General features: G+C 53.7%; 17 protein-coding genes. 8 read left to right on the top strand and 9 right to left on the bottom strand.

Annotated elements, in window-relative coordinates:
• Positions 1 to 13: 13 nt before the first annotated feature.
• The 4 genes from AC0YOB_RS18920 to AC0YOB_RS18905 all read left to right on the top strand — a co-directional run bounded on the left by AC0YOB_RS18920 (position 14) and on the right by AC0YOB_RS18905 (position 6343).
• Positions 14 to 1096, top strand: coding sequence for a GerAB/ArcD/ProY family transporter (locus AC0YOB_RS18920; RefSeq protein ID WP_475794092.1), 1083 nt, complete (start codon positions 14 to 16; stop codon positions 1094 to 1096).
• 132 nt (positions 1097 to 1228) lie between these two features.
• Positions 1229 to 3220 carry a DEAD/DEAH box helicase gene (locus AC0YOB_RS18915; protein ID WP_475794091.1) on the top strand — a complete coding sequence of 664 codons (1992 nt, stop codon included), beginning with the start codon at positions 1229 to 1231 and terminating at the stop codon, positions 3218 to 3220.
• 185 nt (positions 3221 to 3405) lie between these two features.
• Positions 3406 to 4803, top strand: a complete 1398-nt coding sequence (locus AC0YOB_RS18910; RefSeq protein ID WP_475794090.1) for an MBOAT family O-acyltransferase — start codon at positions 3406 to 3408, stop codon at positions 4801 to 4803.
• A gap of 112 nt (positions 4804 to 4915) precedes the next feature.
• Positions 4916 to 6343 (top strand): copper amine oxidase N-terminal domain-containing protein, encoded by a 1428-nt coding sequence (locus tag AC0YOB_RS18905; protein ID WP_475794089.1) that lies wholly within the window; start codon positions 4916 to 4918, stop codon positions 6341 to 6343.
• 29 nt (positions 6344 to 6372) lie between these two features.
• On the opposite strand, the gene AC0YOB_RS18900 is transcribed toward AC0YOB_RS18905, so the two are convergent.
• Entirely contained in the window at positions 6373 to 6942 is a 570-nt protein-coding gene (locus AC0YOB_RS18900) for a nucleotidyltransferase family protein (protein WP_475794230.1), read from the bottom strand.
• A 47-nt stretch (positions 6943 to 6989) separates the two neighbouring features.
• Complete coding sequence (locus AC0YOB_RS18895) at positions 6990 to 7964, bottom strand: helix-turn-helix transcriptional regulator (protein ID WP_475794088.1); 975 nt, start codon at positions 7962 to 7964, stop codon at positions 6990 to 6992.
• Between the two features lie 177 nt (positions 7965 to 8141).
• Here AC0YOB_RS18895 and AC0YOB_RS18890 point away from each other — a divergent pair, with 177 nt between their 5' ends.
• Positions 8142 to 9278 (top strand): GIY-YIG nuclease family protein, encoded by a 1137-nt coding sequence (locus AC0YOB_RS18890; RefSeq protein ID WP_475794087.1) that lies wholly within the window; start codon positions 8142 to 8144, stop codon positions 9276 to 9278.
• Positions 9279 to 9302: 24 nt separating this feature from the next.
• Here the strand turns inward: AC0YOB_RS18890 and AC0YOB_RS18885 are convergent, their stop codons facing one another.
• The 4 genes from AC0YOB_RS18885 to AC0YOB_RS18870 all read right to left on the bottom strand — a co-directional run bounded on the left by AC0YOB_RS18885 (position 9303) and on the right by AC0YOB_RS18870 (position 16084).
• The gene (locus AC0YOB_RS18885) at positions 9303 to 10964 is read right to left on the bottom strand and encodes a response regulator (protein ID WP_475794086.1); all 1662 of its coding nucleotides are present in this window, start codon (positions 10962 to 10964) and stop codon (positions 9303 to 9305) included.
• 73 nt (positions 10965 to 11037) lie between these two features.
• Positions 11038 to 11883, bottom strand: a complete 846-nt coding sequence (locus AC0YOB_RS18880) for a CheR family methyltransferase (RefSeq protein WP_475794229.1) — start codon at positions 11881 to 11883, stop codon at positions 11038 to 11040.
• The gene (locus AC0YOB_RS18875; protein ID WP_475794085.1) at positions 11876 to 15601 is read right to left on the bottom strand and encodes a response regulator; all 3726 of its coding nucleotides are present in this window, start codon (positions 15599 to 15601) and stop codon (positions 11876 to 11878) included. The genes AC0YOB_RS18880 and AC0YOB_RS18875 overlap by 8 nt, the downstream gene beginning before the upstream one ends.
• A 147-nt stretch (positions 15602 to 15748) precedes the next feature.
• Complete coding sequence (locus AC0YOB_RS18870) at positions 15749 to 16084, bottom strand: YflT domain-containing protein (protein WP_210039117.1); 336 nt, start codon at positions 16082 to 16084, stop codon at positions 15749 to 15751.
• 182 nt (positions 16085 to 16266) lie between these two features.
• Here AC0YOB_RS18870 and AC0YOB_RS18865 point away from each other — a divergent pair, with 182 nt between their 5' ends.
• Both AC0YOB_RS18865 and AC0YOB_RS18860 read left to right on the top strand, forming a co-directional pair.
• A complete protein-coding gene (locus AC0YOB_RS18865; RefSeq protein WP_475794084.1) occupies positions 16267 to 18033 on the top strand; it encodes an alpha-glycosidase in 1767 nt (588 codons plus the stop codon).
• A 282-nt stretch (positions 18034 to 18315) separates the two neighbouring features.
• Complete coding sequence (locus tag AC0YOB_RS18860) at positions 18316 to 19581, top strand: glucose-1-phosphate adenylyltransferase (RefSeq protein ID WP_475794083.1); 1266 nt, start codon at positions 18316 to 18318, stop codon at positions 19579 to 19581.
• Positions 19582 to 19654: 73 nt separating this feature from the next.
• Here the strand turns inward: AC0YOB_RS18860 and AC0YOB_RS18855 are convergent, their stop codons facing one another.
• The 3 genes from AC0YOB_RS18855 to AC0YOB_RS18845 all read right to left on the bottom strand — a co-directional run bounded on the left by AC0YOB_RS18855 (position 19655) and on the right by AC0YOB_RS18845 (position 21764).
• Positions 19655 to 20158, bottom strand: coding sequence for a ferritin (locus tag AC0YOB_RS18855; RefSeq protein WP_475794228.1), 504 nt, complete (start codon positions 20156 to 20158; stop codon positions 19655 to 19657).
• A 69-nt stretch (positions 20159 to 20227) separates the two neighbouring features.
• Positions 20228 to 20452 (bottom strand): DUF1450 domain-containing protein, encoded by a 225-nt coding sequence (locus tag AC0YOB_RS18850; RefSeq protein ID WP_475794082.1) that lies wholly within the window; start codon positions 20450 to 20452, stop codon positions 20228 to 20230.
• Positions 20453 to 20594: 142 nt separating this feature from the next.
• Complete coding sequence (locus AC0YOB_RS18845; RefSeq protein WP_475794081.1) at positions 20595 to 21764, bottom strand: WD40/YVTN/BNR-like repeat-containing protein; 1170 nt, start codon at positions 21762 to 21764, stop codon at positions 20595 to 20597.
• 184 nt (positions 21765 to 21948) lie between these two features.
• Between AC0YOB_RS18845 and AC0YOB_RS18840 the strand changes: the two genes are divergently transcribed.
• A complete protein-coding gene (locus AC0YOB_RS18840; RefSeq protein ID WP_475794080.1) occupies positions 21949 to 22158 on the top strand; it encodes a YwbE family protein in 210 nt (69 codons plus the stop codon).
• The last annotated feature ends 56 nt before the right edge of the window (positions 22159 to 22214 follow it).

The following is a 22214-nucleotide window of genomic DNA, read 5'->3' as shown; positions in this document are numbered from 1 at the left end:
ATGGAGGCGACATATGGACCGAGGTAAAATATCTGCCCTGCAGGCAGCCATTCTGATGTATCAGGCGGTGGCAGCATCAAGTGTATTGCTGATGCCGGCCATTACAACGAGGCTAACCGGCCGGGATATGTGGATCACTCCGATCATAAGCTCGCTGGTAGGCTATTTAATGATCTGGATCGCGGTTCGCCTTTACCGCCTATCGCCTGACGGCTCCTTCGCCGGCTTGATGGAGTGGGTGCTGGGCAAGACGCTGGGCAAAGTCTGCGGCATTCTGTTTGTTTGTTTTCAGATGCATATCTTGTCCATCGTTATCCGCGATTACGGGGACTTTATTGTCAGTAATTTTTTTGTGAAAACACCGCTGATTGTGGTTAGTGGAAGCATGATCGTCCTTTGCATATGGGTGCTCAAAGCGGGAGTTGAAGTGTTGGCCAGATGCACACAGCTGTTTGCTCCGTTCATCTTATTCTTCCTGCTGCTGGCGCTTCTTCTCTCCATCCCGGGCTTCGAGGCCTACAATATCCTTCCTGTATTTGAGAATGGCCTGACGCCGATTTTGAAAAGTTCTCTTGTGGTGGATGGCTGGTATTGCCAGTTCCTGTTGATTTTATATTTCCTGCCTCAGGTCAAGGATGACAAGAAAATCATGAAATGGGGATTTCTGTCCGTAACGGCAATGGGGTTGACCATGTGCGTCACGAATCTCGCGGTCCTGATGCTCCAGGGAGACTCTACCGCCATCTACAACTATTCTGTTTTTGTAGCGGCTCGTTACATCAGCTTGTCGGATTTTCTGGAGCATGTGGAAGTCATGGTGCTGCTGGTCTGGGTATTCGGAGCCTTTATTAAAATCAGCGTCTTTTTTTATGCCGCCACCCTGAGTACGGCAAAGACGCTTGGGTTGAAAAACCACGGGGTTATTGCGGCTCCTATGGGCCTGCTCGCGCTGATCATGTCTTTCTGGTCCTTGCCGGATTTTCAGACGCTGGCGCGATTCGTTTCTACGGCGGGCACTTTTTATATTTTAACAGGTTTTCTTGTTTTCCCTGTCCTGATCTATTTGGCGGCGCTGATACGGAAACGGATCAATTGAAGAGAGCGGCGGTGCCCGGAGCATCGGGCAAGGAACGGCAAGTTTCGGTACATGCGGGCAGTGGTAATGTGGTACGATAGGGGAAGCCGGTTTCCGAAAGAATCGTAACGGAAGGTTTAATGATAAAATGAGGTGGATGTATTGGCAGGTTTTGAGGAGTTAGGTATTGCGAAGGAGCGGGCTGCCGCTCTGCACATGGGTGGCATTCAGGAAGCAACCCCGATTCAGGAAGGGGCGATTCCCGTTATTTTGAGCGGGAGCGATGTCATTTGCCAGGCGCAGACGGGAACAGGCAAGACGCTTGCTTTTTTGCTGCCTATGCTGGAGAAGATCAAACCGGATAAGGACGAGCTGCAGGGGCTGATTTTGACCCCGACCCGCGAGCTTGCGCTGCAAATTACGAACGAGCTCAAGCGCTGGCTCTCTTCCAAGACGGAGTTCAGCGTACTGGCCGTTTACGGCGGGCAGGATGTGGAAGCGCAGATGCGGAAGCTCAAGCGTGCCGTCCACATGATCGTGGCGACACCGGGCAGACTGCTTGATCATATACGCCGCGGGACGATTTCGCTGTCTTCGGTCAAAATGTTCGTGCTCGATGAAGCGGATCAAATGCTGCATTTGGGTTTTCTGAACGAGGTTGAGGAAATTATGACCAAGCTGCCTTACCGCAAGCAGACGATGCTGTTCTCGGCTACGATGCCGGGCAGTGTGCGGACCTTGGCTGCCCGGATTATGCTGGACCCTAAGGATATTACCGTCAAGGCCCCGAAGGTGACGGTCAAAGGGATTCGCCAGCTGGTGGTTGAGACCTCCGACCGCGGCAAACAGGCGGCGCTGGTCCGTCTGATCGAAGAGCAGCGCCCGTATCTGGGCGTGATTTTCTGCCGGACGAAGCGCCGGGCCAAAGCGCTCAACGAAGCGCTGCAGGAGCTTGGCTATGTCAGCGACGAGCTGCATGGCGACTTGTCGCAGGCCAAGCGCGAGCAGGTCATGAAGCGTTTCCGCGATGCGAAGCTCCAGCTTCTGGTGGCGACGGATGTGGCTGCCCGCGGGCTTGATGTGGAAGGGGTAACGCATGTATTCAATTATGATGTTCCCCAGGATGTAGACAGCTACATTCACCGGATCGGCAGAACGGCGAGGGCGGGCGGCGAAGGTCTGGCCATTACGCTTGTGGTGCCGAGCGAAAGGCCGGAGATGGCTGCGATCGAGCAGGGCATTAATCAAAAGCTGGAACGCGAGCGGGGAAGCGCAAGCGGCGTATCGCTGCATGGGGACTCCGCCGAAGTGCGTCCTGACCGCCAAGGCGGGGGCAGATCCGGCGGGCGCCGCAATGACCGGGATAGCAGAGAGCGCAAGCCGGTCTCAAGAGGCCGTTCCGGCGGCAGGCAGACCGCACCGGTCCGTGCGGATTCACGCGGACGCGGGCGCTCGGGCGGACGCGGCGCGGACTCTGCTGGCGAGACATTCGAGTGGGGCGCAGGACGCGCCGCTGGAGCAGGGCGCAGTGCCGGGAGACCGGCTGCAGCGGGACGCAGCGCAGGCGGCAGCCGGGCGGGCGTGGTACGCGGCGGCGAAGGCCGCGAAGCGTACGGGTCTGGAGCGGCGCGCGGGAGTGAAGCGCGGGCGGCTGGCGGCCGGCGCAGCGGCGAAGGCCGCGAAGCGTACGGGTCTGGCGCAGCGCGCGGGAGCGAAGCGCGGGCGGCTGGCGGGCGGCGCAGCGGCGAAGGCCGCGAAGCGTACGGGTCTGGCGCAGCGCGCGGGAGCGAAGCGCGGGTGGCTGGCGGGCGGCGCAGCGGCGAAGGCCGCGAAGCGGGCGGTGCTGGCGCAGCGCGCGGGAGCGAAGCGCGGGTGGCTGGCGGGCGGCGCAGCGGCGAAGGCCGCGAAGCGGGCGGTGCTGAAGCCGCACGCAGCAGCGGGTTTGCTCCGCGCGCGGGGGCTCCCCAGTTTCCGCGGCTGCGGCAGCAGCCGGAGGCTGCGCAGCGAAGCGATTCAAGGGGCCGCTCCAAAACGGGCGGGCCTTCCGGCCGCGGAGGAAAATCCTCGCCGCCCGGAGGAAATCGCCGAAGCGGCAATGCCAATGCACCTGGCTCAGGAAAGCCGAACCGCAACAAGTCACGATAACGATAAAGGGAAACAAGGCAGCGGATCTTCCGCTGCCTTGTTTCCAATGTAAGCTCTGTATGGAAATTAAACCCTTGACAATAAATGGAATGTAATATATATAGATAAAAGTTGAATATTATATGCAATGAACGCCTGCATCCATTTATTTGAAGCTTATTTTTCGTCCGGGGGTTAAAATCAGCATGCTTTTTAATACCTATTTTTTTATTTATCTGTTTTTGCCGCTAACCCTCCTCGTTTATTTTACGCTGAACCGCTTCCGGATGATTACTTCCGCCAAGCTCTGGCTAACCGCTTCCTCCCTGTTTTTCTATGGCTGGTGGAACATCAAATACATTCCCCTTATTCTCGCTTCGATTGGATTCAACTATGCGATAGGCAGGCTGCTTTCTGAAACCTCCCCCGCCAGACACAAATTACGGCTGTCCCGCCGGAAGGTCCTTATCGGGGGAATAGCCGCTGATTTGCTGCTGCTCGGCTATTACAAATATGCGGATTTCTTCCTTGCCAACTTGAATGCCCTTACAGGACAGGGGATTGCGCCGCTTGCGATTATTTTGCCGTTGGGCATCAGCTTTTTTACCTTTACGCAGATCGCGTATCTTGCCGATGCCTACCGGGGCAAAGCAAAAGAATACAATATCCTCAGCTATATGCTGTTCGTCACCTTTTATCCCCATCTGATTGCCGGTCCCATTCTGCATCACAGCGAGATGATGCCTCAATTTGACCGTCTCCGCAGCAAGCTGTGGAGCTGGCCCAATGCCTCAAGGGGCGTGTACATTTTCTGCATCGGTCTATTCAAGAAAGTGGTCATTGCCGATACGTTTGCCATTTATGCCAACAACGGCTTCGAGCACGCCGATCGTTTTCTCCAATCCTGGGTCGCCGCGCTTTCTTATACGCTCCAGCTGTATTTCGATTTCAGCGGATATACGGATATGGCGATCGGAGCTGCTCTATTATTCAATATCAAGCTTCCGCAAAACTTCAACTCTCCCTACAAGGCGCTCAGCATTCAGGATTTCTGGCGAAGATGGCATATGACGCTGAGCCGTTTCCTGCGTGATTATATCTATATTCCGCTGGGGGGCAGCCGCAGTGGAGAGTACATGACCATCCGCAATGTGATGATCACCTTCCTGCTCGGCGGCTTATGGCATGGTGCGGGATGGACCTTCATCGCCTGGGGGTTTCTCCATGGTGCGGGACAAGCCGTGCATCGCCTCTGGTCGAAATCCGGACGTTCCCTGCCCAAGTGGCTGGCATGGATAGTGACATTTGTCTTTATCACGATAACCTGGGTGTTCTTCCGGGCGGAGAACTGGCAGCAGGCCGTGCGTATTTTGAAAGGCATGACCGGCCTCTACGGGACCGGCATCACCATATGGCATAGCTCGTTTATACCCATTGTGCTCATCCTCATTGCCATGCCGATTGTGCTGTTTGCTCCCAATTCGTCCGAGCGGATGCAGTCTTTTCGCCCCAATTGGAAAACCGCGTTATGGCTGGCAATCGGTTTCATTATTTCTATGGTGTATATGAACCATGTCAGCGAATTCTTATACTTTAACTTTTAAGGACTACCGCGGACATGGGTGTTTGTATTTCTAACGAAAGAAGGATGGCAATGTGGCGGTGAAAACAACGGCAGGCCATGCTCCGGGGCGGTCAGGCGGATATTCAGCCCGTATGAAATCTAAACGGATGCTTGCGGCGTTTGCCGTCTTCGCGGTGCTGGGAGCGGCTTTATTGTCCGCGCTGACTGTCTTGATCGATCCCCTGCAGTTTTATCATCAGGCGATTGGGTACACGCCGGTGCTGTACCATGAGGAGCGTTACCAGAATCCGGGGTTGGCTAAAAATTACACCTACGATACGATTATCATCGGAACCTCGATGACGGAGAACTTCCTGCCCTCCGAAGTGGGCCGGGAGCTCGAGGGCAAGGCGCTCAAGCTCTCGCTTGAAGGCTCAACGGCAGATGAGCATCATAAGATGGCGAGCCTGGCCTTGCAGACCGGCCAGGTCAAAAAAGTGCTCTGGGGACTCGATTATTTCTCGCTCAAGCAGAATACGGAAGAGTCGGCAAGCCTGTTCCCCGGCTATATGTACGATAATCATCTGTGGAATGATTACCCGTACTGGTTCAGCTATTCCGCATACCAGCAGTTTATCACCAGCATGAAGGCGAACTTGAAGGGAACAGCCTCCGATGATTTGGAATATCAGAACAATTGGGGACGTCGGGCGGAGTTCGGCCGGCAGCTGGTTGTCCAGGCCTATAAGGATGCGCAGTCGGAAGAGGTTTATTTTGGTTTGGGCGAGGACAGCGTAGAGGAGATCAAACACAGCTTTAATACTCATGTGCTGTCTCTGGTTGCAGACAATCCGGACGTGGATTTTTATTTCTTCTATCCCCCGTACAGCGTGCTGCGTCAGGTTGCCTGGCTGAACCTGAATCCGGGGCGGTTCCAGAATCAGCTGCTGATGAGAAAATGGATTTTCGAGCAGTTCAGCAAGCTCCCGAACGTGAAGCTGTATGATTTTCAATCAGAAAGGCAGTGGACCTACGATCTGGATCAGTACAAGGATCTCTCGCATCACAGCCCGCAGATTAATTCTCTGATCGCTCAATCGATAGGAAGCAATGACGACCGCTATCTGGTTACAGCGGACAATGTGGAGGAGCTGAACCGTCAGCTTGAAGCGGATAGCAGTGAGGCCATACTGCTAGGCAATGGTCTTGTCCGCAACATCGAGGTGAAGATTGAAGGCAAGCAGGCGGCATTCGGCCAACGGAGCTGGTCCGGTGGTGAAACGGGGGATATGCTCATACCGGCCAAGGAAGCCGCGGCTGCTCTAGGCGCTGCGATAGCCTGGGATCAGACAACGAAGTCGATGGTGCTATCCAGTCAGAAGCACAGGCTGGAGGCAGCGGTCGGATCCGTAAAAGCGACTGCCGATGGAGCGGATGCAACCTTGACAGCCGCGCCGCAAATCATCAACGGCACAGCGATGGTGCCCATCCGCTCCATAGCCCGTCATCTTGGCTGGACGGATCAGACTAATCAGCCGAACAGCTGGACCATCGCCATAGAGCTTGATGAGAAAAAGTGACTCGAATACGCCTGATTGGATAGAGGAGTCTAGCCATCAAGGATGGTTAACCGCTCCCAGTGCTGCTTCCAGTTCTTCTTTATGAGACGGTTTCTGTATATGCGCAGTCTATTCGGATCCTCCCGGAAAAAAGGGGTCGGCCGGATCACACCGTTCACGGCATCTTCAACTCCCCAAGGGGCATAAAGCACAAGCCCGTTCTCATCTGACAGGGTGAGGCCCAGGGCGGTGGCGGTCTCCGGGAATTTGGACATGGCATCCCGAGCCGAAGCATAAGGGGGATTATGGTTGATATGATGCATCCGGACCTGGTTTTTGACGGACCAGGGGACTCCGGAATGGAGTCCTGTTAATAGGTCCTCCAGTTCTTTTTCCCTCCCCTCGCTGTCATCGCCGGGATCAAAATAAATCACATCGATATCCGGCAAAGCCGTTCTCTCCCCGTAGCCATGCCGGGTGTCCCAGATCTTGGCCCGGACAAACCCGGCACATACCCACCAGTCCGGCAGGTTCAGCGTCTGAACCGTTCGCAGAATGCCCGTCATCCAATCATCCTCCCGAACCAGACGAAGGATATCTTCTTCTTTTAAGGTAGAAATAGACGTTCACTCCTTGTTCCAGATCATCCGGACATGGTCAGCTTCTGTCAGGATAGCTGGGATTGATAATAATGGGCGAGCTCGGCAGCGCGGGCGGCAAGCTTCTCCTTCAATGCGGGCGGCTCCAATACTTTGATGGATGTTCCATAGGAGAACAGAATGCCGGGCAAATAAATCAAAGCCGCCTCCAGATCCATTTTAAACATAGCCTGGTCTGGCGTTTGCTCCGCGAGGAAGACCTGCATATTCCCGTTGCCGCATAATTGTCTGATGGCATCGGGCGTTCCTTCCACCCGAACCGGCGTCAGATTGTCCACGGGGACACGGGGCATCAGCTGCCTGGCAAAATAATCGCCCGCCGAGAACGGATGGGGGCGCTTGAAAATCTCCTCCGTGACCTTCATATCGAGAATGCGGTCAACGCGGAAGCTGCGGATATCGCCGCGGAGCCGGCAGTGGGCGACGATATACCATTTGCCGGTCCAGTGGACAAGGCCATAAGGGTCAATCGGGCGACCCGGGGTCGAGCTTCCGTTCTCCTTCCGGTAATCAATCAGGACGGTCGTGCTCTGCGCGACGGCGAGCTCCAGCTCGCGAAGAAGCGGCTCATCTGCGGCGGGTGGGCCGCCAAACGCAGGAAGCACATCAAAGCCCCTTGTATGGCGCTCAAGCGCCTCCAGCTGATCTTTATTGGTGTACAATTTAATCTTCGAAAGCGCGCGCTCAAGCGCCTCCTTATGGGGATACCCCGCGTGCTCGGCGAACAGGGCGGCATGAACCATGGATTTGCGCTCATCCTCATCGAAGAACAGAGGAGCATCCATGAAGGGTTTGAGCAGGCTGTAGCCGCCTTCATGCCCGGGCTCGGCTACAACGGGCACGCCAGTTGCGCATAGGGCGTCTATGTAGCGGTAGACGGTGCGGACGCTGCATTCAAGCTCCTCCGCCAGCTGGGCGGCGGTCATTCTTTTGCGCGAGGTTAATAGCCATAGGACGGCCAGCACATTATCGGATTTGGACATGCGTGTTTGTACTCCTTTATTCATTCTTCCCTGCAATTGTAGCACATGCGGCTTTGCCCGATTAAGGAACAGATTGCAGCCCCCTCTGGAAAATTACAGTGAAACAGGTTAAAATAAACCCGAACGAGCGTTCCTCTCTATCTATATACTACCGCTTTTTTTGTGAGGAGGGTAGGATTGAATTCTTTTAACTTTCAGGCGCATGATTACCCGGAGCGTCCAGGCTGCTATCTGATGAAGGACAGTGATGGGAATATTCTCTATGTCGGCAAATCCAAAAGCCTGCGGAGCCGGCTGCGGTCGTATTTTCAGGGAAAGCCTTCCCATAAACGGCTGGTTCAGCTTGTCGGAAGCATCGCTGCAATCGAGGTCATTCTGGTCAATAATGAATCCGAAAGCCTCATACTCGAGAATAATCTGATCAAAATTCATAAGCCGCCCTATAACCGCGCTTTAAAGAAGGACAACAGCGGATATGCCTATCTGCAGCTGACGGAGGAAAGACTGCCACGGCTGGATGTCTACTACCGCGACAGGCGTCCGAAATCGGTCCGTGCGGCCGCCAATCCGCTGTCTGTACCTGATAAGGAAGCCGGCAGCCGACGGTTCGGCCCTTATTACAGCAGCCGTTTTCGCAATGCGGTGCTTGAATTCGTGACGGATCACTTCAAGCTGCGAACCTGTGATCCAATGCCCAGGCGTGCCTGCCTGCTGTTTCATATTCACAGGTGCAGCGGCGTCTGCGAGGGATTTATCCCGGAAGAGGATTACCGGCAAAGCGCAGATCAGGCGGCAGAGCTGCTGGTAAGCGGAGGCGAGAAGCTGATTGCGGCAATGTACGGGAGAATGGAGCAGTATGCCGAAGCGCTTGCGTTCGAGAAGGCGGATAATATGCTCCGTCATATCCGCATTCTGGAGAAGCTGCCCGAGAAGCAGATTGTCGACAGGGAAGGAGCGGCCGATCAGGATGTCATCTACTTCGGGAGGAGTCGCGTACTGATCGCCAAGGTGCAGGAGGGGATGCTGCGGGATTTCCGCATGCTGGATCTCAAGCAGGGCTTCGGGGATCAGGCTTGCGATTTGTTTCTGCTGCGGCATTACCGGGAGGAGCGCCCGCATGAGCTGATTGTGAACCGGATCAGCGATCTGAAGACGGTTCAGGCCCAGCTGCGGTCAGGGGGAAACAGCCCACTTCGCATTACGCTCCCCAAGCGGGGACTGAAGTACGATTTGCTGAAGCTTTGCGAGCAGAACTATGAATACCGGATAGGGATGGAAGAGGCGGCTGCCGGCAGCGGTCCGATGCAGGAGTGACGGCGCGCAAAGAAGCCGGTCCCTTCAAGGGGCCGACTGTTTGGTTTGCGTGTCAAATCCGTATCTCTTGAGAATTTCCCGGACAGCGCCGGCTTGAATAGGCTTGGTCAGAAAATCAGCCATTCCCGCATTCAGACAGCGTTCCCGGTCGCTGCTTTGGCCATTGGCTGTCATGGCGATGACCACCGGAGAATGATCCCCTCCGGAGTCAGCCAGCAGCAGCTCCGTTGCCTCCAGACCGTCCATGACGGGCATGCGCAGATCCATCAGGATCAGATCGTACCGCTTCTGCGCTGCCCGGCTAACCGCCTCCCGGCCATTGCTGACCACGTCGGCGTCAATTCCCATTTTATCCAGCAGCCTCAACGTCAGCTTCTGATTGATCTCGTTATCATCCGCGACCAATACGCTGGCAGGCTCCGGACTTTCCCGGGCTGCCGCGGTCTCGTTCCCGGAGGAGAAAGGATGCGCAAGCTCCGAGTGCCGGTCGGCCTCGAGCCTCAACGTAACCGTGAAGCGGAAGACAGAACCGACATCCACGACAGACTCCACACGGATCGAGCCGCCCATGAGCTCCACCAGGTTCTTGCATATGGCAAGTCCCAATCCCGTCCCGCTGTACTGCCTGGTCAGCGAGGTATCCACCTGAGAGAAGGGCTGGAACAGCAAGGGCTGTTTATTCTCGGGGATGCCCACGCCGGTGTCTTGAACGGAAAATTCGATATCGATCGAGCGTTCCCGTTCGCGAAGCAGCTTGACCGTGATTTGAATGGAGCCTTTGGGCGTGAACTTGACGGCGTTTCCCACCAGATTAATCAGGATCTGACGCAGTTTGGAGCCGTCGCCGACCACCTGTGAAGGCAGATTGGGATCGATGCTCGCAGTCAGCTCCAGATTGAACTGCTTGGACTTGGCCGTAAACAGCTCGAAGGTTTCGGCAATGATCAGGTCCAGGCGGAAAGGGGCTTCCTCCAGCTCCAGTTTGCCGGATTCAATCTTGGCATAGTCCAGAATATCATTGATAATCAGCAGCAGCGCGTCGCCGCTGCGGTGAATAATTTCGGCGTATTCCCGCTGCTCGGCATCCAGCTCCGTGTCCAGCAGCAGCCCGGTCATGCCAAGCACGCCGTTCATGGGCGTGCGGATCTCATGGCTGACCATGGCCAGAAAATTCGTCTTGGCCTTGGCGGCGATTTCCGCCGTCTCCTTGGCCTCGATGAGCTCCCGGTTCATTTGCTCCAGCTGCCGGGTCTTCTCATGCAAGAGCTCGCTCTGCAGCTGCAGGGTCTTATGATTGAGATACATGCGGACAAAGCCCTCGATCTTCGTCCGCAAAATTTGCGGCACGAACGGCTTCAGCATATAATCGATCGCGCCGGCCTCGTAGCCGCTGAAGAAATGCTCGCTCTCCTTGCTGGTGGCGGAGATGAAGATGATGGGCACCTCTTGCGTTTTTTTACGCGATTTGATCAGCTTGGCGGTTTCAAAGCCGTCCATCTCCGGCATCTGCACATCCAGCAGAATAACGGCAAACTCATCCTTGAGCAGGCAGCGCAGCGCTTCCTCGCCCGACAAGCATTTGACAAGATTATAGCGGTCATTCCCGAGAACGGCCTCAAGCGCCAGCAGATTGTCGGGATGGTCATCCACAAGCAAAATATTAATCGGTCCTTCATAAGCAATCATGCGATAGAGTTCACCTGCCCATACTTTATTTCAAGATCAACATCGGTAGCCGAAGGAGATAGGCGGACGCTTCTTATTTTGTTTTGCGGTACAAACGGGTCTGGGGATCCATCTCCTCATAGGCGTCGGCATGGAGCGTGAAATTAATCGATTCCTTGGTGCCGAGCGCCAATATGCCAAATGTGCTCAAGCTGTCGTACAGCAGGCCGTGCACATGATTTTGCAGCTCTTTGTTAAAATAAATCATCACATTGCGGCAGAATATGACATTGAACTCATTGAAGGACCGATCCGTAACCAGATTATGCTGCGCGAACACAATATTGGACTTCAGCTCGGAATGAAACAGCACGGAATCATATTTGGCCGTGTAATATTTGCTGAAGGCTTCCTTGCCGCCGGCATCCATATAATTGCGGGTAAAGCTCTGCATGCGGTCAATGGAGAAGACGCCCTGTTTGGCCGAGTCGAGCACACGCTCGCTCATATCCGTGGCATAGATTCGCGACTTCTCATACAGCCCTTCCTCTTTCAACAAGATGGCCATGGAATAGACCTCCTCGCCCGTCGAGCAGCCCGCATGCCAGATCCGGATGAACGGATAGGTGCGCAGCATCGGTACGACATACTCGCGGAATGAGCGGAATACGGCAGGGTCGCGGAACATCTCCGTCACATGGATCGTCAGATCGGATAAGAGACGGGTCATGACTTCCCTGTCATGCAGCATCTTGTTCGTGAGCGCGGTTATGGTGGAAAGCCGTTCCGAATTCACCCGATGCCAGATTCTCCGGCGGACGGAGGAGAAGGAATAATTGCGAAAATCATAGCCGTATAATTGATACAGTCCTTCAAGCAGGAGCTCGATTTCGATCCGCTCCCGCTCAGACGCTTCGTTGACAATCTTCTCGTTATTTATACAACCACACCCTCATTAATGACAGCAGCTGATCAATATTTACCGGTTTGGCGATGTAGTCGGAAGCGCCCGCCTCGATGCATTTATCGCGGTCCTCCTTCATCGCTTTGGCCGTAATGGCGATAATGGGCAGCTGCTCGTATTCCGGCATAAGCCGGATATGCCGCATTGTTTCGTAGCCGTCCATCTCCGGCATCATCATATCCATGAGGATCAGCTTGATATCCGGATGCTTATCCAGCATCTCCAGTGCTTCACGGCCATTCTCGGCGAAATGGATATTCATATTATAGCTCTCCAGCGCGCTGGATAAGGCAAACACATTGCGAATATCATCGTCCACAATCAGAATCGGCTTGCCCTCGAAAATTGTCTCCACACTGTGCAGCCTGTGCAGAACGCTGCGCTTCTCCTCCGGCAAATCAGCCACGACCCGATGCAGGAACAACGTCGTTTCGTCAAGCAGCCTCTCTGGCGACTTGACATCCTTGATAATGATGGTCTCCGCATATTTCTTGAGCTGCATTTCTTCCTTCTTGTCCAGCTCGCGGCCCGTGTAAATAATGATCGGCATTTCTCTAAGAATATCATCCTTGCGGATATTATCCAACAAATCGAACCCGTTAATATCAGGCAATCCCAGGTCCAGCACCATGCAGTCGTAATGCTGCGCGGCTAATTCCGCTATCGCTTCCCTGCCTGTGGATACCGCTTTGATAACAACATCATCATGTCCGATCAGCTCCACAATGCTGATGCGCTGCGCTGCATCATCCTCGACAACGAGCAGATGCTTCAGATCCCGCTCGAGGAAGGATTCGATCTGCAGGAACAGAGTCTCCAGCCGCTCCTTGTTCGCCGGCTTGGTCAGATAGGCGATGGCTCCCATCGACAATCCCTGCTGGATATCATCCATAACGGAGATGACGTGAACCGGAATGTGGCGGGTATCGGCGTCATGCTTGAGATGATGCAGCACTGACCAGCCATCCATGACCGGCAGCATGATGTCCAGCAGAATGGCATCCGGGCTATAATTTTTGGCGCATGCGAGGCCGATATCTCCCTGCAGCGCTACGATGCCTTTAAATCCGCGCGACCTTGCGATATCGAGCAGAACCCGGGCAAAGTGAATATCGTCCTCAATGATAAGGACAACCCGGTCTTGGGGCGCGATATCGTCACGGTCGTCCTCCACCGTCAGATTGGCCGGCATAACCTGGGCTGTGGAGGCGGCAAGCGCCGCTTCGCCCGAGGCGAAAGCGAAGGCTGTCTGATCAGCCGACGGAAAAGCCATGCTTTCCTGGTCCAGGCTGTGCTCCGGGTGACCTGCAAGCCAGGAATCCTCTTCCGCTCCGGCCGGACTCTCCACGCTTGCCGCCACATGGAATTCCGGCAGGTATAAGGTGAAGGTGCTGCCTTGGCCTTCTTCGCTGTGCAGCGTGATTTCTCCGCCGAGCAGCTTGGCCAGATCCCGGCTGATGGCAAGGCCGAGGCCGGTCCCGCCATAGGTGCGGCTTGTCGTGCCGTCCGCCTGCTGGAAAGCCTCGAATATCATCTGCTGCTTCTCAAGAGGAATGCCGATACCGGTATCGCGCACCTCGAAGGCCAGGACCGATCCCTTCCCCTCGGCCAAATCAAGATCATCCGGCTGGGAGGAACGGATGCTTAAGCTGACCGAACCCTCCTGCGTAAATTTGAAAGCGTTGGACAAGAGGTTCTTGAGTATTTGCTTGATCCGCTGGCTGTCTGTATACAAGCTGGCGGGGGTTCCGGGCTCGATGTGGATCTGGAGATTAATGTTCTTCTGCTGGCTGACGGGCTTGAAGCTGCTCCGCACCATTTCGGTCAAATCCCGGATCGGCACCTCCTCGGTGACAATATTCATTTTGCCTGCCCCGATTTTGGACAAGTCCAGGATTTCATCAATCAATTTAAGCAAATCTCCGCCTGAGGAATGAATGGTCGTGGCAAAATCAACCTGTTTGGCGGTTAAATTGCCTTCTTTATTATCCTTGAGCATCTGGGACAGGATGAGCAGGCTGTTAAGCGGCGTGCGCAGCTCATGCGACATATTGGCCAAGAATTCGGATTTATATTTGGAAGAAAGCGCAAGCTGCACGGTTTGCTTCTCCAGAGCCGTCTTCGTTTTCTCGATTTGCTCGTTCTTCTGCTCAGTCTGGCGCATCTGCTGCTCCAGCTCATGGGTTTTCTTCACCAGTGCATCATTATTGTGCTCGAGCTGTTCCTGCTGACTCTGCAGCTGTTCCTCCGACCTCTTGAGCGCCTCGGTTTGTTCCTCCAGGTTCTCATTGGACCTGCGGAGCTCTTCCTGCTGCGACATCAGCTCCTCGGATTGGACCTGCAGCTCTTCGGCCATGGTCTGCGACTCATGAAGCAGCTCCTGTACGCGGATGCGTCCGAACAGATTGTTCAGGGCAATGCCGCAGTTCTCTGCCAATTCATGAACCAGCTTGCGCTGCCTTTCATCGAAGGCCTGCAGGCTGGCAAGCTCAATAACGGCAAGCAGCTGCTTCTGATAGGTAACCGGGACAAGCAGCAGCGTACGGGGGACGGTCTCGCCGATCCCGGATTTGAGCTTGATATAGGATTCGGGCAGCTCGCTCAGCTCGAGCTCCTCTTGACTGCGCGCACATTGACCCACAAGCCCCTCGCCGAAGGCAAAGGATTGGCCGAACAGCGCTTCTTCGTGAAGGGCATAGGAGCCTTCAAGCTTCAGCCGGTTCGCAGAGCCCAATTCTTCCCTTACATACATTCCGCCATAAGAAGCCCCGACAAGCGGCACAAGCTGCTCGATGAAGAGCTGGCCGACCATGGCAATTTCCTGCTCGCTTTGCAGCACAACGGCGACGGAGGCCAGATTCGTTTTTACCCAAGTCTCGTCTTCCATCTGCTTGTTGTAGGCCTGCTCTATTGTAGTTTTCCGTTCCAGATCATCCGCCAGGGAGTAGAATGCCTTGGCCACTTCGCCAAACTCATCCTGGGTTTCCGTATATTTTCGGGAGCGGGGATCGAGCATGCCCCGGGCATAAGCGCCGATTAAGGAAGAAAGACTATTCAGACCGCGGTTCATGCTGGTCAGATTCCACAGCATAATGCCAAGACCGAGCAATAAGCCGAGTATGGTAGTCGAGATCATGATGATCTGCGTGGTCTGATTCATGCTCTTGGCTTCGGCTACCGCCTGATCCATAGCCTGGCGGTGAAAGCTGCTTAAATCGTCAATCAGATTAACGGCCGCTTCCTGGTACCCCAGCCCTTCCTTCTGACGAAGCGCAATCGCCTCCGTGCCCTTGCCCTGCTGCACCAGCTGAATAACCTGATTGGTATAGACATTATACTGATCCAGGTTTCGTTCAAGCTCGCGCAGGATGCTGTGCTCCGTGTCCGAGGATGCGATTTTCTTCAGGTTTTCGAGGGCCTGCTCAGCCTGCACCGGCGACTCCTTGAGCAGAGCTTCGTTCTTCTGCAGGGTTTCTTCCGACGGCACCGTCAGGACGTTGACGAGTCCCTTGGCCGTATTATTGACATAGCCGCGCAGATCGTAAGCCACCATGAGCTTCTGATACCGGTTGGAATAAACCTCATCCAGTTTGCCGTTCATCTTGGTGAAATTATTCAGCCCCGCCAGGGATATGATAAGCAATAAACCAATCATGACGAAAAAACTGATCATTAGTTTAGCCTTGATTTTCATGTAAGCTGACTCCCATTTTTGTTTTTTTTCTCTTTCTTCTTGCCAGGCATTCGTATCGTATATTCGTAAATATACGAACGATTAGGCCGCAAGCCTAAACGGCTGCGACCTAATTTATCCAGTAGCTTATGCGATTGTTCAAGCCCTTTAGTGAATGTTGGTGATAACAAGTACACGACCACGGTCGAGCTCCTCTTCATAACGCTCGGATTCACTGTCGGTAAAGCCGATAGACTGCAGCTTCGCACGTATTTCATCACCCCGTGAGCGGAATACATTGGCCATCGTCGTAAAGACGCCTTCTTCTGCCATCCCGATGGAATTCGTGTCCGTAGCGTCAGCCAGCGATTTAGTCTGATCGCTGTCATGGGCAAGTACGAAAATATTGTCCTGTTTATAACCCTGTCGGTTCAGCTCCCGCACGGTGTGCAGAGCATCCATGGCTGTCGTCACAATTTGAACGGTCGGTTTAGTTTCATACATAGAAATCCCTCCATAATTCAATTTGGTCTTGGCCAGGTTAGCCTAAGTCAGACTTACCCCGGTGTATATCCAGTTGAAACAAAACTCCGGATAGGATATGACGGTTCACAACGGAAATTCACCGTTTAAACAAGTAGTAAATACCGCCTGGCAAGCGTGTGACATAAGGGGGAGGGATCAGGATGTTCAGAGAATGCTTTTATCACAAACCTAGAAGCAACTGGGCTTATGCCTATGACAAAGAGACGATTCATCTGCTCGTCCAGACGAAGAAGGACGATGTGGACGAGGTCGCCGCCATGACCGGCGACAAATACGATTGGGAACATTTGCAGGAGGATATCCCGATGGAGAAGGTGGCAGCCGACCGCTTCTTCGATTATTGGATGGCGGCGGTCAAGCCGGCATTCAAACGTTTCTCCTATGGATTTCGCATGCGAAGCGGCGATGAGCTTGCTTATCTGACAGAAGCGGGTGTTTCTTCCGAGATGCCGGCGCCAACACGAGGTTATTACGAATATCCGTACATTCATGAGGTGGATTTATTCTCCGCCCCGCAGTGGGCCAAGGATGCGGTGTTTTATCAAATCATGCCGGACCGGTTTGAGAAAGGCAAAAGCGGAAGCAAGCGGGAGGGACTTGCGGATTGGGGTTCTGAGCCGACCAAAGAAAATTTTTTCGGCGGGGATTTGCAGGGCATTCTCGGCCGTCTTGACCATTTGAGCGAGCTTGGGATTACCGCTGTTTATTTGACGCCGATCTTCGAGTCGCCCTCCAATCATAAGTACGACATCATCGATTATCGCAGGATCGATCCTTATTTTGGAGATATTCGGGATCTGAAGCAGCTGGTGGAGGCTTGTCATGAACGGGGAATCCGTGTTGTGCTGGATGCGGTGTTCAACCATGCGAGCGAGCATTTTCCTCCATTCCGCGACGTGGTGGAGAAGGGGGAACAATCCCGCTACAAGGATTGGTTCCATATCCGGTCTTTTCCGCTGCAGGTGAAGGATGGCAGGGCCGCCTATGAGACATTCGGTTTTTTTGAACATATGCCCAAGCTCAATACCGCGAATAAAGATGTGAAGCGTTATTTGCTGGACGTGGCGGAATATTGGATCAGGGAGGCGGATATTGACGGCTGGCGCCTTGATGTCGCCAATGAGGTGGATCATCATTTTTGGCGCGAATTCAGGCAGCGGGTCAAAGCGGTCAAGCCGGATGCATACCTGATTGGCGAGGTTTGGAGCGATTCCATGATGTGGCTGCTCGGGGATCAATTTGATTCGGTGATGAACTATCCCTTCGCGGATACCGTTATGGACTTCGTTGCGGAGGAAAATGTGGACGGGCTTACGTTCGCGGAGCGTATAAATGCGCTCTTGATCCGCTATCCCCAGCAGACCAGCGAGGTGATTTTCAATCTGCTATCCAGCCATGATACCGCTCGCGTATTGACCCGGGTCGGGGAGAACAAGGAGCGCTTGAAGCTTGCGGTCGTGTTCCTGATGACCTACATTGGAACCCCTTGTATCTTTTATGGCGATGAAATTGGCCTCAAGGGGGGAGATGATCCGGACAACCGCCGCTGCATGATATGGGGCAGGCACGAGCAGGACCGGGAGCTGTTTGACTTTTATAAGCTGCTGATTGACCTTCGCAAAGCCCATACGGCCCTGCGGAGCGGACGCTTTCGCTTCCTGAAAGCGGACTCTGGCGACCAGAGGATCATCTATGAACGAATGGATGCCGGCGAACATTTTACCATCTGGATGAACAACACGGATGAACGTACGGTTCTGGAGCATCACATTCCGGGCGGAGACTGGGTTGATGCGCTGTCCGGTGAGGGGGTCCCCTTGAACGATGGCATGCAGAAGGTGGAACTGGAGCCATTCGGATACCGGATATTGTCCCGCAACCTGCAGGACATACTAGTTAAGAAATAACATAACTGCGACATGCCCCATACCCAAAAATATGATCTTGAAGCTGCTTGCTTGCGTCCAAAGCATGAAATTTTTTGATGCGTTTCATAAACCTGTGCTGCGTGGTATTAAAGAAACACACAGCAAACAAGCCGGTTTTCTTGAACTTATAGAATTTATAACGCTTCACATCGATAAATTTCTATATGTTCTAAAGGAAAGAAACTTACCTTTGCCGCCAATGGACGGCGAAGCCGTTTCTTCTTGCCGGAACTTGTTGCATCACCGGGAGGTAATGAGGAAATGAATGCCAATTCTTGTCTTGCTATGCTGCTTGCCGGAGGTGAGGGCCGCAGATTGGGACCTCTCACAGCGAAGCTCGCCAAACCGGCCGTGCCCTTCGGCGGCCACAGCCGAATTATTGATTTTACGTTAAGCAACTGTGTCCATTCCCACATAGAAACGATCGGCGTACTCACCCAGTATCAGGCCGAATCGCTACATAAACACATTGGCGATGGCAGAGCCTGGCGCAACAGAAAAAGCGGGAGAAGGACAGATATCGCCCTTCTTCCATCCAGCAGAATCGGCGAAAGCGGTTATGCCGGAACCGCGGATGCGATTTATCAGAATATCGATTATGTGGATCAGCAGAATCCCGAGCATGTATTGATTTTATCGGGCGACCATATTTATAAAATGGATTATGGCGCATTGATGGAGAAGCATATCAAAAGCGGCGCTGCTGCGACGATTGCCGTTAAACGCGTTCCGTGGAAGGACGCAAGCCGCTTCGGGATTATGAATACGGATGAATCGGAGCGGATCGTGGAGTTCGCCGAGAAACCGGCCGAGCCTGTCAGCAATCTGGCCTCCATGGGGATCTATATGTTCCGCTGGGCCGATCTGCGCAGCCTGCTGATCGAAGATGCCGAGAGTACCGCTTCCAGCCATGATTTCGGCAAGGATATCATCCCGCAAATGCTGCGCTCCAAGATGCATCTGCAGGCTCATTCATTTGACGGATACTGGCGCGATGTAGGCACAATTGACAGCTTGTGGGAAGCGCATATGGATTTGATTGACGGCCAAATTGCTGCAGGCGCGGCAGCTGCGGGCAAAGCCGATGCCGATGCCTGGCCGATCCTGTCGAAGGAAAAGCTTTATACGCTGTCTTCCTACATGAGTCCGGCTGTCGATGTGCAGAACTCGATTGTACATCCCGGCAGCTCGATCGAAGGGGATGTTGACCGCTCCGTTGTTTTCGGTGATGTCGCCATTGGCGAAGGTTCCGATGTCCGCGAAAGTGTGGTCATGCCCGGGGCCCGCATTGGACGCAATGTATGGCTGTACCGTGCCATCGTAGGCGAAGGGGCTGTCATTGAGGATGGAGCGGTGATCGGGAATATGAATGGGGAAATTACGGTGATCGTCGCTAATGACCGCGTAGCCGTTCATCCGCGTTTCATGGTTACGCCGTCCCGGCTTCCGCATAACTTCTTCGAGGAGCGGGATGTGTATATGCCATTTCTTTCAAGGGAAAGCAAAGTGCTGAGCGACAACGCGTAAGTTTTGTGCGGCCAATAATACAAATCAAGCCCGGAGCCGACCGCTCCGGGCTTGATTCTATATGCGCAGGGATCTATACGGCAGGAGGCGTAAATTTGCGCTGTGCGAATTCATTCTCCAGCATGAAGAAAGCGTTGCTGTCCGTATCGATCCGTTTGAGCTTCTGGATGATGGTATCGAACATCGATTCTTCTTCAACCTGCTCATCAATAAACCATTTCAAAAACTGGATTGTCGCATGCTCGCGGTCATTTAATGCCAGATCGGACAGGTGATAGATCCGTTTGGTTACTTCTTGCTCATGCCGATAAGCCTGCTCGAAGGCATCAAGAATGGAGCTATAGTCATTGTTTGGAGTTTCCATACCGGTCAAAGTGACGCGGCTGCCACGGTCATTCAGGTATTTGTAAATCTTCATCGCGTGGAACCGTTCCTCTTCCGCTTGAACAATAAAGAAATTAGCGAAGCCGTCCAGACTTTCGCCCGAGCAGTATGCGCCAATGGCCAAATAGACATGAGCGGAATACAACTCGAAGTTTAACTGTTCGTTCAAAGCATGACTTAAGGTTTCATTCATCATCGGGCCGCACTCCCTTACTGTAAAATGGTAACTTGCTCTTCGCTATCGTACCATAATCAAGGGTAGTTAGCCTATGCGATCTTTCAGCTTGCGGTACAAAACTTCGGCCGACGGAGCTACGACGATCTCTGACTTGCCGATCATAACCAGACACTGTCTGGAGCACAGCTTGCAGTTGCCGAGACAGTCCTTCTTCTTCTGTTTTAAATCCGGAAACTCATGCTTAAGCGATGTATAAACCGACTTGGAGCCGTTTTTGAAGTTTCTGCAGCAGTATTTGATTTTCTTCATCCGATTATACCGACCTCTTTCGGACTGGATTTAAAATCCATCTGCAGATAATGATAGTAATTCTCATTCTCAATGTCAACACCTGAGAAAAGATAAAATCCCCCGGCTCGCGAAGATTAGCTTGAGCCGGGGGATTCAGGAATTAATTGCCTGCAGGGAGGGAAAACTTTTTCGTCCAGGTCGTGCCGCTGTCCGTGGTTCCATAGATAGCCGAGTACGATAGACTCGTTATCGCGATAAAGCCGTCTTTGGCGGAAGTAAAGGACAATTTGCCCGCATAGCCGGGAATGCCGGTAATGGTCTTGAAGGTTTTGCCGTTATCCAACGATCTGCCGATCGACACTTTCTCGTAAGCGCCGGATGAAGCGGCCAGATAAGCGGCTTCATGACCGATGATTTGCATGTTCTCAGGCGAGCCTGTCGGACCGTTCAGACCGGCAACCTCAGGTCCGGGGGCCGGGCCGCCGCCTGCCGTTGAATTGGAGACAAGCTGCTTCCAATGTGCGCCTGCGTCGCTTGTATGAAAGAGCGAATAGGACGTTTGCGACATGCCCGAATCCCCGTAGAGCACAACCCATACGTTGGATTCCTCGGTGCCGTAGATCTGTCCGCCGACAACGGTGGCCGACTTGACGCTCAGCGTGTTAGCCCAAGTCTTCCCGCCGTTAACGGTGCGTTTGATTTCGTAGCCTGTTCCGGGAACAAGCGTGACCACCCAGCCTTCATTCTGGTTAATGAAGTGGACATAGCGGGTGTTGGGAGGGGTCGTTACTTTCTCCCAGGTTTGCCCCCCGTTGGTGGTCTTGAACGTCAGGGTGCGACTGAAGCCGTAACCGACATCCTCAGAGAGGAACTGAACGCGGTCAAATGCGTAAGCGCCGGTATGAACCTGCGTCAGCGTGGTGCCGCCATCCGTCGTTTTAAAGAGCAGATTCGGCCCGCCGGCTTTGGTCTTGGCCATCACATAACCTGTCGAGTTGGTTTGAAACTGCATATCCTGAATATCGTATTTTCCTTCATTGTTAATGTTCTGCCAGCTGCAGCCGCCATCCGACGTTCCGATCATAAAGCCGTTCCCGGCTGCCCGTCCGATCTTGGGGCTGAGGAACTGGATGGATTCAAAATGAGCCTGATCACCGGTGTCCGGCACCGTCTTGAGCGTCAAGCCGTTATCGTCTGCGCGGCAGCCGCCTGAAGACTGCGCCAGTGCTGCTCCTGCCCCGGAAGCGGGCGGCGGTGCGGCGGCGATTCCTGTGAATAAAGCAGCGGAAAGAGTAAGAATGCCTAATGCTCCAAGTCTGTTTCTTCTCATGTTCGTATCACCTCGTTATTGTATTACCCCAAAAGCTTCTTTTTCTCTCATCTTCCAGACGGTTTATCGGACGGAATAGTTGCAGGAGCCGGAGAGATGGGTTTCTTTACATGAGCAATCGTCTGGATTATGATAAAGGACATGGCTTGGAAAGCATCAATGAAATTGAAGGAGGTAAGCGTGTATGAGCGCAAATGGACAGCAGCGGGCGGCGATTCGTCCGGGCTTGCTTGTGGATATCGTATTGAAGAAGGATCAGGCCTCGGGTCAGACGACGCGCGGGGTCGTGAAAGATATTTTAACCAACTCGGCCAATCATCCGCATGGAATCAAGGTAAGGCTGCAGAGCGGAGATGTCGGGCGGGTCAAGACGATTGTGGACAGCCATTCATAACAAAAAGGCGCTCGGGAGGGTAATCGCCTCTGCAGCGCCTTTTTTTGATCCTATAT

Source organism: Paenibacillus sp. JT31N17, from assembly GCF_056269255.1.
The sequence above is the reverse complement of the archived record's forward strand: the minus strand, read 5'-3'. Positions and strand labels throughout refer to the sequence as shown.